Source organism: Shimia fortis (genome assembly GCF_040225985.1).
Classification (GTDB): Bacteria; Pseudomonadota; Alphaproteobacteria; order Rhodobacterales; family Rhodobacteraceae; genus Shimia.
This window is the reverse complement of the sequence record NZ_JBBPEU010000001.1, coordinates 48466-61514: the sequence shown is the minus strand read 5'-3', so window position 1 is coordinate 61514 and position 13049 is coordinate 48466. Positions and strand designations below refer to the sequence as shown.

Genomic DNA, 13049 nt, shown 5'->3' with positions numbered 1-13049 from the left:
GCCTAGAAGTCTAGATTTTCAACGCTCAAAGCATTTTTCTGGATGAATTCACGCCGCGGTTCGACCACGTCCCCCATAAGCTTGGTAAATAGGTCGTCTGCGTCGGCCATGTCTTCGATCTTGACCTGCAGCAGGGTGCGCGCGTCCGGATCAAGCGTGGTTTCCCATAGCTGATCCGGGTTCATTTCGCCCAGCCCCTTGTAACGTTGCAGCGACAGCCCCTTTTCACCTTCGCTCAGAATCGCCTGCAACAGATCAAGCGGGCCATAAATGACCTGTGACCGATCTTTGCGAATCAGCGTTGCGGGTGTGTTGTAGACATCTTGAAGGGCTTGCGTGAAGCTGCCTGTCTTGCGAGCCTCTCCTGAACGCAGCATAGGCCCGTCAAGGGTTCTTACCTCTTCCACACCGCGCAGGATACGCGCAAGGCGGATGCCGTGATCTTGTGTTATGCGACCTTGCCACCCCCGTTCGTATTCAAGTGCGATCAGGTCCAAACGCGCGGCCACCTTGTCGGCGGTGCCTTGCAGGTCCTGGTCCACGGCGCCCGGCACAAAGGCGCCTGCGATCGCTGCCTGTTCCAGAATGTGACGTGGATAGTGGGTCGGGAAGGCGTCCAATACCTGTTTGAGCTGGCGGGCCTCGTTCACCACACGGTGAAGATCCTGACCGATAATCTCTTCCCCGGTGCCAAGGCGCAGCACGGCACCTTCTGTCCCTTGTGCGATTAGATAGTCGTCCAGCGCAGTCTGGTCCTTTAGATAGACCTCGGACTTGCCGCGCGACACTTTATAAAGTGGGGGCTGAGCAATGAAGAGGTGCCCGTTCTCGATCAGTTCGGGCATCTGCCGGTAGAAGAACGTCAGCAACAGGGTGCGGATATGCGCACCATCGACGTCCGCATCGGTCATGATCACGACCTTGTGGTAGCGCAGTTTTTCGAGATTGAACTCGTCCCGCCCGATCCCGGTTCCAAGCGCCATGACAAGGTTGCCGATTTCCTGCGAGGACAGCATCCGGTCAAAGCGCGCACGTTCGACGTTCAGGATCTTGCCGCGCAGGGGCAGGATCGCCTGTGTCATCCGATCCCGGCCTGTCTGGGCGGAACCACCGGCCGAATCCCCCTCGACAAGAAAGACTTCGGTTTTTGACGGGTCTTTCTCAGAACAGTCCTTGAGTTTGCCCGCAAGAAAGTTCACGTCCATTGCCGTCTTGCGGCGGGTCAGTTCGCGGGCTTTGCGCGCTGCCTCGCGGGCATGGGCCGCTTCGATAATCTTGGTGACGATGATCTTGGCGACGTTCGGGTTTTCCTCAAACCACTCTGACAGCTTCTCGTTCATCAGCCCTTCGACGGCGGGCCGCACTTCGGAAGACACCAGCTTGTCCTTGGTCTGGGACGAGAATTTGGGATCGGGTACTTTGACCGAAAGAACACAGGTCAGCCCCTCGCGCGCGTCGTCCCCTGTGAAGGAAACTTTTTCCTTTTTTGCGATTCCGCTTTCTTGCGCATATTTCTGCAGGGTACGGGTCAGCGCCCCCCGAAATCCCGCCATGTGCGTTCCGCCATCCCTCTGGGGGATGTTGTTGGTGAAGGGCAGGACCGTTTCATGGTAGCTGTCGTTCCACCACATCGCGACCTCGACGCCGATGTCGTCCTTTTCGCCTTTGACGTAGATCGGCTCTTCCATCATGGGCGTTTTGTGGCGGTCGATGTATTTGACGAATTCCTTCACGCCACCGTCATAGAACAGTTCGGTGCTCAGAGGTTCCGCCGGGCGCTCATCCTCAAGGATGATCCGGACGCCGGAGTTCAGGAAAGCCAGTTCGCGAAGGCGTTTTTCGAGCGTTTCGAACGAATAGTCGAGGTTTGAAAAGGTATCTGTCGACGCAAGAAAACGGACTTCGGTCCCGGTTTCCCCATTTGAATCCCCGACCACGCGCAGGTGCTCGGACGTATCGCCATGTTCAAACTTGGCGTAATGCTCTTTGTCATTTCGCCAGACGCGCAGTTCCAACCAATCCGACAACGCGTTCACAACCGACACACCCACACCGTGAAGGCCGCCCGATACCTTGTAGGAATTGGAGTCGAATTTACCGCCGGCATGCAGTTGGGTCATGATCACTTCGGCGGCGGACACGCCTTCTTCGGGGTGCATGTCCACAGGAATACCGCGTCCGTTGTCTCGTACCGAAACCGAACTGTCGGCGTGAATTTTCACGCGCACGAAATCGGCATGTCCGGCTAAAGCTTCGTCAATGCCGTTATCTACGACCTCATACACCATGTGGTGCAACCCCGAGCCATCGTCGGTATCGCCGATATACATACCCGGGCGTTTTCGGACTGCTTCCAACCCTTTGAGAACCTTAATGGAATCCGCGCCGTATTCCGGTGTGTTCTGCGTCTCTTCGGACATGTGGTTTTTTCCCTTGTTCAGTCCGATCAAACTATGGGTTTTGAGAGAGAATGTCACGTATCAGACGCAAGAAAAACCCGTTTGAAAACGCTCAGAAGGTGCGCTGGAAGGCTTGCGCCCCCGCAGGGTTACAAAGGTGCATCCACGTTGCTAATCCCGTCGGTATCGCGCACCTCGACAAACTGCGCACGCCCGGCAAGGTCGGTGAACAATTCGGGGCCAGTCCCGGTCATCCAGGCTTGGGCCCCAAGCGCGCAAATCTCGTCATAAAGAGCCGCGCGGCGGTCGGCGTCGAGATGCGCCGCAACCTCGTCTAACAGCAGGATTGGCGGGGCGCCGGTCTGCTTGGCAAGGGCGCGTCCGTTGGCCAGAATAAGTGAAATCAACAGCGCCTTTTGTTCGCCGGTGGAACAGTCTTTCGCTGGGACGCCCTTGGCGGAATAAACGGCATCCATGTCCGTTCGGTGTGGCCCAACCAGCGTCCGCCCGGCGATCATGTCTCTGTTGCGGCCTTCGGCCAGCGCCTGTTTCAGATCATCAGCCGTCTCAGGCAGCGTCCCGTCTGATTGCGTCAAAGACAACTCGGCGATTGGAAAGGCCGTTTCCGCGCCGGACTGTGCCACGAGCAGCGAGTTGAGGGCCGCTTTGCGGTTGGTGTGTATTTCTGCGCCTGACCGGCCCATTTGCGTTTCAAGGGCATCATACCAAGACGCATCCCTTACCTGGTCCTTTAGCAAACGGTTACGCTGGCGCATGGCTTTTTCATAGGTAAGGGAAAGTTCTGCGTGATCGGGGAAAAAGGAAAGCGTTATTCGGTCAAGAAACCGACGTCGTCCCTCGGCCCCCTCAATCCAGAGACGATCCAGGGCCGGGATCAACCAGATCACCCGCACCATTTTACCCAATGCGGTTTGGGGGGCGGTTTTACCGTCAATGCGCAACTGCCGTGCCGCGCCGCCCTCTGACCAGATCTCGATTTCGTGCAGCCCCTCTGGGGCTTGGACAAGGCCCGTCAGCTTCCAACCCAGCGCCTCGGGGCGCCGAGTCATTTCTTCGGCACTGGATCGGCGAAGACCACGACCCGGCGAAAAGAGAGACACCGCTTCCAGAATATTTGTCTTGCCCGCGCCATTCGGCCCATAAATCGCAAGGGGCCGCCCATCGCACACCAGTTGACCCCGCTTATGCGAGCGGAAATGCGAGAGTGTCAGGTTTTTAAGGAAGAGGCCTGGCAAGTTTACACCTCTTCAACGCCAATAGCGGGCGGGCGGCACACATCTACGGTTGCCGCTCACACGCGCATTGGCATTACGACGTAAACGGCGCTGGTGTCGTTGCCTTCCCGCATAAGAGTCGGATCACCTGCGGAATTGAACATGAACACGGCGTTTTCACGATCAACCTGGCTGGCGATTTCAAGCAGGTACTTGGCGTTGAAGCCGATCTCTAAACGTTCATCCCCGTATGCGACGGCCAGTTCTTCCTCGGCTGCACCGCTGTCAGGAGCGTTCACGGACAAGATCAGGCGATCTTCGTCCAGTTGCAGTTTGACCGCGCGCGAACGTTCCGAAGACACGGTGGCCACGCGATCCACGGCTTGGGCAAACTCGGTGGCGTCTACCTCGAGTTTGCGGGTGTTTCCAACTGGAATGACGCGAGTATAGTCCGGGAAGGTGCCATCGATCACCTTGGATGTCAGGGTGATATCCGGGGTGGCGAAACGCACCTTGGTTTCCGAGACAGACACCGCGATTTGCATATCGTCGTCGTCCAGAAGCTTGCGCAGCTCGCCGACCGTTTTCCGGGGGACGATCACGCCGGGCATGTCCGAAGCGCTTTCCGGCAGGTCCGCATCAATCCGCGCAAGGCGATGACCGTCGGTCGCGACGCAGCGCAGCGTCTTGCCGTTTTCACCATCGGCGACATGCATATAGACGCCATTCAAATAATATCGGGTTTCTTCCGTCGAGATCGCAAATTTGGATTTGTCGAACAGCCTGCGCAACACGGCGGCCGGCGCCGAGAAGTTGGATTGATATTCTGACGAGGCCATCACTGGAAAATCTTCTTTCGGCAGGGTTGCCAACGAGAAGTTTGAACGTCCCGCTTCCACTGTAAGACGCCCTGACGCGCCATCATCGGTCAGGGTCACAAGGGCACCATCTGGCAGCTTTCGGACAATTTCATGTAGCGTTGTCGCGGAAACGGTGGTGGCCCCGGCGCGCTCCACCATGGCGGGGGTCTTGTCCACCACTTCGATATCCAGATCGGTGGCCCGGAATTGAACAGTGTCAGCCTCGGCCTCGATCAACACGTTGGCCAAAATCGGAATGGTGTTGCGGCGCTCCACAACCGATTGCGCCTGCGAAACGGCTTTGAGCAAATTCCCGCGTTCAATACTGATTTTCATTCCACTGTCCTCCGACTGCCGGGAGAGGCACACTATCGGTTTCCCCTTCTGGCGCAAGCATTTTTGTTTTTGTCGACCTATTCGCGGAAGGCGTCAAGAAGGTAGCAGGAATGAAACAGGCATTTCAGCAAAGAAGTTGGAAACTGAGTCTCGAACGCCCCAAAATGAAAAGAGCCGCGCATGCATTGCGCGGCCCCTTGTTCATCTTTAGGTCAAGATCACGCCTCTAGCGCGCGGCGCAACAATTCGAGGTCTTCAGCAATCTGGCCGTCCTGAACACGCAGTTCTTCGACGCGTTTCACACCATGCATAACGGTTGTGTGGTCCCGACCCCCAAACCGACGCCCGATTTCAGGCAAGCTGCGGCTTGTGAGTTGTTTGCACAGGTACATCGCGATCTGGCGGGGGCGCGCAAGGGTTCGCACGCGCTTCGGGCCGATCATGTCGCTCAGGCGGATGTTGTAGTGCTCGGCCACGCGACGCTGGATTTCTTCGACCGAAATTTTGCGCTCGGACGCGCGCAACACGTCTGACAGACAGTCCTGCGTCAGCTCCATCGTGATTTCCCGACCCACGAGCGACGCAAATGCAAAGAGGCGAGTCAGAGCACCTTCAAGGACACGCACGTTGGTCGAGATGCGGTGTGCCAGGAATTCAAGCACGCCATCTGCCAGTTGCAGGTCCGGATACTGAACGCGGTATTGTTCAACCTTCGACTGCAGGATGCCAAGACGCAGTTCATAATCGGTCGGATGCAGGTCAACGACCAGACCGCATTGAAGACGGCTTTTGATCCGGTCTTCCATGTCCTTGATTTCACCGGGCGCACGGTCTGCCGAGATGATGATCTGTTTGTTCTGGTCCACAAGGGCATTGAACGTGTGAAAGAACTCTTCCTGGGTCGAGTCCTTGCCGGCGATGAACTGAACGTCATCCACCATCAGAACATCCACGGAGCGGAACATCTCTTTGAAGTCCATCATCTTACGGTCGCGCAAGGCCTGAACAAAGCGGTACATGAACTGTTCTGCCGATAGGTACAGGACATTTAGGTCGGGGCGGCGTTTCTGAAGCTCCCACGCGATGGCATGCATCAGGTGCGTCTTACCCAGACCGACACCACCATAGAGAAACAGCGGATTGAAGGTCACAGGACCACCTTCCGCAACTCGGCGGGCGGCCGCATTGGCCAGTTCGTTCGGCTTGCCCACCACAAAGCTGTCAAAGGTGAAGCGCGCATCCAGAGGTGCACCGGGCAAAGTCTCTCTTGTTGTGTGCAAAGAAGCAGGCGAGTCTGTCTTTGCTGCAACAGGCGCACGATTGGTCGGTGTAGTTGTCGAGTTGGCAGCCACCTTGAAATGCACCCGTTGAACATCTTCGCCAGCATTCGAAAGCTGATGTAGAATCAGGTCTCCAAAATTCTGCGAGACATAGTTTCCAATGAAGTTCGTCGGCACGTGAAAAGTTGCAATTCCGCCTTCCAGCTCTGCAAATTCCAGCGGCTCAATCCAGGTTTTGTAATTGTTTTGTCCAACCGTCTTGAGCAAGTTGCCTTGCATCGCACCCCATTGTTCTTGCGTCATGTGTCCCCATTTCCAAGCCCGAAAGCCATTCGTCTGTCGGGCCCCGCGACCCGTTCACTGCCATTCTTGTGACGCACACACCTTCATGGTCCGTCTTGCCGCGCAGTGTTGACTGCCAAACAAGACATAGATTAACGCATCCCGTCAAAGTCCCCACCTGACAGGCTACGGTTCGAATTTGCGCTGAATGCGCAGACCTGTGAAACAAACACCCAACCTCGCCGAGCCGAAAAACGGCTACACGCGAACAAAGATCATGACGACAAAAGCTCATTTTGCCGGGTCTGTGGCTTGATCAAAATCAAGCGGGCTTGGTGTCTGTTCCCCCCAAAGGCGATGTGAATCGCAGGTACCAAATTAGCAACTGGGGGAGGGGGCGGGCAACTGAACTTCGAACTTGACTCTGCGTTTTGCGAAAAAGAATCTCTGTGGATAACTTTGAGGTCTAAAACAAAAAAGGCGCCGTCGAACATGGCGCCTTTTTCTTCAAGGGTTTGGCTGGATAATTAGCCCAGCGCTTTGACACGCGATGCAAGACGCGACATTTTGCGCGATGCGGTGTTCTTGTGGTAAACGCCTTTGGTGACGCCGCGCATCAGTTCGGGCTGAGCAGCGCGCAGGGCGGCGGTTGCTGCGTCTTTGTCGCCCGAAGCGATTGCTTCTTCGACCTTGCGCAGGTGGGTGCGGATGCGCGAGCGGCGGGCTTTGTTGACTTCGAGACGGCGTGCGTTCTGACGGGCGCGTTTCTTTGCCTGGGGCGAATTTGCCATGAATCAGGTCCTTTTCAAGTTCGTTCAGTTTAACACGTGTCACTGCCCGAACGGGACGTCCCCCAAAATGTCGGGAGAATCGATTCAAGCCAGAGCGGGCTGCACGCGCATGTATGACGGCGCTAGTTATAGGATTCTCCCGCAGATGCAAACAGAATTCTGTCACGGTACCGATCCTGTCCGCGTACTTCTGCCCAAAGAAAAAGGCCACCCGGGTGAGGTGGCCTTTCTATGTCAGGTTTTCTCACCTGAAATCACTTGTCGCGGAACTGTGCCTGGCGCTTCTCGATGAAGGCCGCCATGCCTTCTTTCTGGTCTTCGGTGGCAAAGAGCGAATGGAAAAGGCGCTGTTCGAAACGCAGGCCTTCTTCCAGTGTCGTCTCAAAGCTGCGGTTTACGGCCTCTTTCGCAGTCCGAGCGGTGATGAGCGATTTCTCGGCGATCTTCTGCGCGGCGCTCATGGCCTCATCCATCAGTTTTTTGTTCGGCACGACGCGGCTCACAAGGCCCGAGCGTTCGGCCTCAGCCGAATCCATGAAGCGCCCGGTAAGATTCATATCCATGGATTTTGATTTACCAACAAAGCGTGTCAAACGCTGGCTGCCGCCAATGCCTGCAATAACGCCAAGATTGATCTCGGGCTGGCCGAACTTGGCCGACTCGGCGGCAATGATGAAATCACAGGCCATCGCTAGTTCGCATCCGCCGCCAAGCGCATATCCAGAAACCGCTGCGATAATCGGCTTGCGGATCTTGCCGACCCGCTCATTGACTTCACCAAACAAATTGATGTTCGACACGTCGACAAAGCTCATTTCCGACATTTCCTTGATGTCGGCGCCCGCCGCGAACGCTTTGTCGGATCCGGTGATCACGATGCAGCGTACTTTGTCATTTGCATCGGCGCTTTCCAATGCATCGAGCAATTCGCTGATCAGCTGACTGTTCAACGCATTCAGCGCATCAGGGCGGTTCAGTTTGATGAGGGCGACGTGGTCCTCGATTTCGACGATGATCGTCTCAAAAGCCATGAGTGGTGCTTTCCTTGTTGTCGGTCAGGGACGAGTCCTATCATCGTGTCCCGACGGATCAAGTCATCTTTGGCATTGCGGACAATAGAAGGATGAGCGTCCCGATTGTGTGATTCGCCTGATGGAAGCGTTGCATCCAGGAGTGTGGCAAGGTTCGTTTTCCCGCCCATAGACATCAAACCTGTGCTGAAAATATCCAAGCTCGCCATCAGCTTGGCGAAAATCCCTGAGAGAGGAGCCACCCGAGCTGATGGCTTCCTGTAGGACATCCCGGATGATTGGAACAAGCGCGGCAGCCTTGGATTTGGCGATATTTTTTGCCTTGCGACGTGGCGATATCCCAGCGCGGAACAGCGCCTCGCAGACGTAAATATTCCCGAGTCCCGCAATAATTCGCTGGTCCAGCAGGGCGGATTTGATTGGTGTCAGGCGAGAAGAGAGTTGGTTCACAAGATAAGATTCGTCAAAGGCATTCCCCAAAGGTTCGGGTCCGAGTTTGACAAGCAGCGGATGGGTCTCTGCCGTGTCAGTCGGCAGCAAATCCATCGCGCCAAACCGTCGTGGGTCATTGAACGTGATGCGCGCGCCATTTTCCATATCTAACACGACGTGGTCATGTTTCTGGGCGGTTGGGTGGTTGTGCGCAAACTGCCCCAGCGGATCGCCCGACACGGTCATCCGACCGGACATGCCCAGATGGACCAGTAGAGTTTCCCCCCGGTCCAGATCAGCAAGGATGTATTTCGAGCGTCGGCGCAGCTGCAGGACGCGCGCTCCTGCCAGGCGCTCTGCCATTCGCTCGGGAAAAGGCCAGCGCAGGTCCGGGCGGTTTACCTGCGCGCGTGTGATCACTTGGCCTGTCATTGAGGGTTCAAGGCCCCGGCGTACGGTTTCTACCTCGGGAAGCTCGGGCATATGTCGTAAGTGTCCTGTTCAACCGCGTCTTTGAGCGTTTCTATCAGGGCGTTGTGCCCTTGCACATGCTGCAGAACATAGGTCGTTTTTCCATTGGCAAAACGCAAACGGTAATACCCGCCCGGATTATGCTGGATTTCTTTCAGTTTTCGCAGCTCGAACCTTTGTTTGGTCAACAGGTATCCTCGGTTGATCAGTTTTCCGTCGAAAAGAACCACTTCGTACGTGAAAATGTAGAAATTGAAATAGATGTATGCTGCGACCGCGATGAGCAGAAAGTAGGCCCCATTCCATGCACGCCCGCCCAAAATGTCGACCAAAACACCGTGACCCAGCATGAAAATCAGAACGCTGCTCAACGCAAGACTCACAAGACGCAGCCCCCAAGTCGTGCGAAAAGTGCGACGCCCGTACAATTGGTCCGGCGGCAGACCCGTGCCGACCTTGGCGATCGTGTCGACATATCGCTGCTCTGTAGTTCGACGCGCGGGTTTTTCGTCAAGGTCGCGGTCACCGCTAAAGCGGCGAAACAACCACGAGCGTCCCAGAAACAGGTTCGCGACGATGGCGATCCCAAGATACAGGCCAAGCATCTGCAAATTTTCCACTGCTTAAACCTTTCAAATGCGACGCGTCAAAAGGGGATTTGTGTCTTTGTCTGCAACTGTGTATCCCGAAGCGGACAGAAATATGGCAAGGTTGGGAACATCCAATGTCCGGTGCTGATGACAAGACCACCCATTTCGGTTTCGAAACCGTCCGCGAGGCCGATAAGGCGGGCAAGGTGCAAGGTGTTTTCAACTCGGTTGCGTCCAAATACGACGTAATGAACGATGTGATGAGCATGGGGATCCACCGTGTCTGGAAAGACGCGATGATGGACTGGCTTGCCCCGCACCCCGGCCAGCGCCTGTTGGATGTGGCGGGTGGTACAGGGGATATCTCCTTTCGGTTTCTCAAAAGGGCCGGGCATGGCCATGCCACGGTGTGCGACCTGACAGAACCGATGCTTGTCGAAGGACGCAAACGCGCCGAGGCAGAGGCCATGGCCGAAAGCCTTGATTGGGTGGTTGGCGATGCAATGGCCTTGCCCTTCGAGGACAACACCTTTGATGTATACACCATTTCCTTCGGCATTCGGAACGTAACCCGCCCGCAAGATGCACTGAATGAGGCGTTTCGCGTGCTAAAGCCGGGTGGGCGTCTGATGGTGCTGGAATTCAGTCAGATCCCGAATGACATGATGCAAAAGGTCTATGATCTGTACTCTTTCAACATCATCCCGCGTATGGGTCAGGTGATTGCCAATGACCGTGACAGCTATCAATACTTGGTTGAATCCATCAGAAAGTTTCCGGATCAAGAGACATTCCTGCGCATGATCCGCAAAGCAGGTTTTGAAAACGCCAAGTATCGCAACCTGACAATGGGGATCGCCGCGTTGCATTCGGGGTGGAAGATTTGAGAGGCCCGCATAATATCTGGCGGCTGATCCGTACCGGCGCGACCTTGGAACGCACCGGCGCGATGAACGTCGTGTTAGACCAGCTTGATGCACCGAAACCCTTCCGGTTCTTTGCGCGCACACTGGTCTGGCCGTTTCGGTGGCTGGGCATCAAGGGTGATCCGGCGATGCCCCCCCTGACACGGGCCCTGACCGCGCTGGGTCCGGCCTACATCAAGTTTGGTCAGGTTCTTTCGACACGTCCCGACGTGGTCGGCTCTGATCTTGCCACCCAGCTGCGGGTTTTGCAGGACAAGCTGCCTCCTTTCGATATCGAAACGGCCAAAAGGGCTGTAGAGGCAGAGCTTGAAAAACCTGTGAGCGAAATGTTCTCGGAATTCTCCGAGCCTGTCGCCGCAGCGTCGATTGCGCAGGTGCACAAGGCACGATTGGCCGAAACCGGAGAGCAGGTCGCGGTCAAGGTGTTGAGACCCGGGATCGAGAAAGCGTTCCGCAAAGATGTAGACGCATTCTATTTTGCGGCCGACATGATCGAGCTGTTGTCTCCGGCCTCGCGACGCTTGCGGCCGCGTGACGTGATCGAACACTTTGATGGTGTCGTGACCGGCGAGCTGGACCTGCGTCTGGAATCCGCGTCGGCCAGCGAGTTTGCGGCCAATACGTCACAAGATGAAGGATTTCAGGTTCCTGAGGTCAAATGGGAATATTCTGCGCGCCGGGTGATGACCCTTGGCTGGGCAGAAGGGGATCCCTTGGGCGACAATGATGCCTTGGATGCGGCGGGCCATGATCGACATGCTCTGGGCAGCCGGGTTCTGTCGCTTTTCCTGAACCATGCATTGCGTGACGGGTATTTCCACGGAGATATGCATCAGGGCAACCTCAAGGTCGCAGCCAATGGCGACATCATTGCCTATGATTTCGGGATCATGGGGCATATCGACGAATACACTCGTCGCGTTTATGCCGAGATCCTGTTTGGATTTATCCAGCGTGACTATCACCGTGTTGCCGAAGTTCACTTTGAGGCGGGGTATGTCCCGGCCGATCAGGATGTGGAAGAATTCGCCCGCGCCCTGCGCGCGGTGGGAGAGCCGATTTTCGGGATGGATGCGGACCGTATCTCGATGGGGCGGCTATTGTCCTATTTGTTCGAGGTTACGGAACGCTTCGGAATGGAGACCCGCACCGAGTTGATCCTGTTGCAGCGCACGATGGTTGTGGTTGAAGGCGTCTCGCGGTCGCTGGACCCCGGAGTGAACATCTGGAATGTCGCCAAGCCCGTTGTCGAAAGCTATATCAAAGACAGTATCGGGCCGCGTGCGCTGGGCAAGGATCTGGTAAAAACTGCGCGTGTTCTGGCGCGCTTCGGGCCAAGACTGCCCGGGCTGGTCGAGGCTGCCCTGATCCGCCAGTCGGAAGGCGACGCTCCAGCCAAGAAAGACAAGCGCAAGACAGTGGTGTTCAGCGGGGTCAGCGGTGTGGTGATTGGCGTTCTCGCCACGTTGGGCCTTTTGACCCTTTTGTAAAAAATAACCCCGGCCCTGGCCGGGGTTCTATCGTTTCACTTTCAATACGCTTCAGAGAAGTCCGGCGTGCTCCATTGCGGCCACGATCTGGGCTTTGGTCGGATCGCTCAGACCAGTCAGGGGCAGACGCACTTCTTCGCTGCAAAGGCCAAGTTTGGACATGGCGAACTTGGCGCCTACCAGGCCAGGTTCTGCGAAAATCGCCATATGCAGCGGCATCAACAGGTCCTGATACTCAAGGGCTTTGACATAGTCACCGGCCAGAGTTGCCGCCTGGAATTCGGCACAGAGTTTCGGCGCGACGTTCGCCGTCACGGAAATACATCCCACGCCGCCATGCGCGTTGAACCCAAGCGCGGTGGCGTCCTCGCCGGACAGTTGGATAAAGTCTTTGCCACAGGTGATACGCTGCTGCGGTACACGGCTCAGATCGCCGGTGGCATCCTTGACGCCTGCAATGCGCGGCAGCTTGGCAAGCTCGCCCATAGTTTCGGGGCTCATGTCGACGACCGAGCGGCCGGGGATGTTGTAGATGATGATCGGCAGGGCACAGCAATCATGCACGGCCGTGAAATGCGCAATCAGGCCGCGCTGGGTCGGCTTGTTATAGTAAGGGGTCACTACGAGGATCGCATCGGCCCCAGCTTTTTCGGCTGCCTGGGCAAGACGGATGGCTTCCAGTGTATTGTTTGACCCGGCACCGGCGATCACGGGCACGCGACCTGCAGCGGTCCTCACGACGGTTTCCACAACAGCGTCATGCTCGGCATGAGTCAGGGTTGGGCTTTCCCCGGTGGTGCCGACAGGGACGAACCCGTTGGTGCCTTCACCGATATGCCATTCGACCAGCTTCTTGAGCGTTTCCAGATCCAGCTCGCCGTTCGTGAACGGCGTGACGAGTGCGGGGTAGGACCCTTTGAACATGG

At 56.5% G+C, this 13049-nt stretch carries 11 protein-coding genes; 2 read left to right on the top strand and 9 right to left on the bottom strand.

Features of this window, described 5'->3' with window-relative positions; translation table 11 throughout:
- Positions 1-2 precede the first annotated feature (2 nt).
- The 8 genes from gyrB to WNE31_RS00260 all read right to left on the bottom strand — a co-directional run bounded on the left by gyrB (position 3) and on the right by WNE31_RS00260 (position 9722).
- Positions 3-2420, bottom strand: coding sequence for a DNA topoisomerase (ATP-hydrolyzing) subunit B (gyrB, locus tag WNE31_RS00295; protein WP_349977586.1), 2418 nt, complete (start codon positions 2418-2420; stop codon positions 3-5).
- Positions 2421-2548: 128 nt separating this feature from the next.
- On the bottom strand, positions 2549-3655 hold the full coding sequence (recF, locus tag WNE31_RS00290; protein ID WP_349977585.1) for a DNA replication/repair protein RecF: 1107 nt from the start codon (positions 3653-3655) through the stop codon (positions 2549-2551).
- Positions 3656-3711: 56 nt separating this feature from the next.
- Positions 3712-4830 (bottom strand): DNA polymerase III subunit beta, encoded by a 1119-nt coding sequence (gene dnaN / locus WNE31_RS00285; protein WP_349977584.1) that lies wholly within the window; start codon positions 4828-4830, stop codon positions 3712-3714.
- Between the two features lie 218 nt (positions 4831-5048).
- A complete protein-coding gene (gene dnaA / locus WNE31_RS00280) occupies positions 5049-6413 on the bottom strand; it encodes a chromosomal replication initiator protein DnaA (RefSeq protein ID WP_349977583.1) in 1365 nt (454 codons plus the stop codon).
- 506 nt (positions 6414-6919) lie between these two features.
- Positions 6920-7183 carry a 30S ribosomal protein S20 gene (gene rpsT, locus WNE31_RS00275; protein WP_349977582.1) on the bottom strand — a complete coding sequence of 88 codons (264 nt, stop codon included), beginning with the start codon at positions 7181-7183 and terminating at the stop codon, positions 6920-6922.
- Positions 7184-7437: 254 nt separating this feature from the next.
- The gene (locus WNE31_RS00270; RefSeq protein ID WP_349977581.1) at positions 7438-8214 is read right to left on the bottom strand and encodes an enoyl-CoA hydratase; all 777 of its coding nucleotides are present in this window, start codon (positions 8212-8214) and stop codon (positions 7438-7440) included.
- Positions 8215-8277: 63 nt separating this feature from the next.
- Positions 8278-9129 (bottom strand): bifunctional DNA-formamidopyrimidine glycosylase/DNA-(apurinic or apyrimidinic site) lyase, encoded by an 852-nt coding sequence (mutM, locus tag WNE31_RS00265; RefSeq protein WP_349977580.1) that lies wholly within the window; start codon positions 9127-9129, stop codon positions 8278-8280.
- Positions 9108-9722: a hypothetical protein gene (locus tag WNE31_RS00260; protein ID WP_349977579.1), complete on the bottom strand. Its 615-nt coding sequence runs from the start codon at positions 9720-9722 to the stop codon at positions 9108-9110. Before WNE31_RS00260 ends, mutM begins: the two co-directional genes overlap by 22 nt.
- A gap of 119 nt (positions 9723-9841) precedes the next feature.
- Between WNE31_RS00260 and ubiE the strand changes: the two genes are divergently transcribed.
- On the top strand, positions 9842-10594 hold the full coding sequence (gene ubiE, locus WNE31_RS00255) for a bifunctional demethylmenaquinone methyltransferase/2-methoxy-6-polyprenyl-1,4-benzoquinol methylase UbiE (RefSeq protein WP_349977578.1): 753 nt from the start codon (positions 9842-9844) through the stop codon (positions 10592-10594).
- Positions 10591-12123, top strand: a complete 1533-nt coding sequence (gene ubiB / locus WNE31_RS00250; protein ID WP_349977577.1) for a 2-polyprenylphenol 6-hydroxylase — start codon at positions 10591-10593, stop codon at positions 12121-12123. Before ubiE ends, ubiB begins: the two co-directional genes overlap by 4 nt.
- Positions 12124-12174: 51 nt before the next feature.
- Here ubiB and dapA read toward each other — a convergent pair whose 3' ends face one another.
- Positions 12175-13047 (bottom strand): 4-hydroxy-tetrahydrodipicolinate synthase, encoded by an 873-nt coding sequence (gene dapA / locus WNE31_RS00245; protein ID WP_349977576.1) that lies wholly within the window; start codon positions 13045-13047, stop codon positions 12175-12177.
- Between the last annotated feature and the right edge of the window lie 2 nt (positions 13048-13049).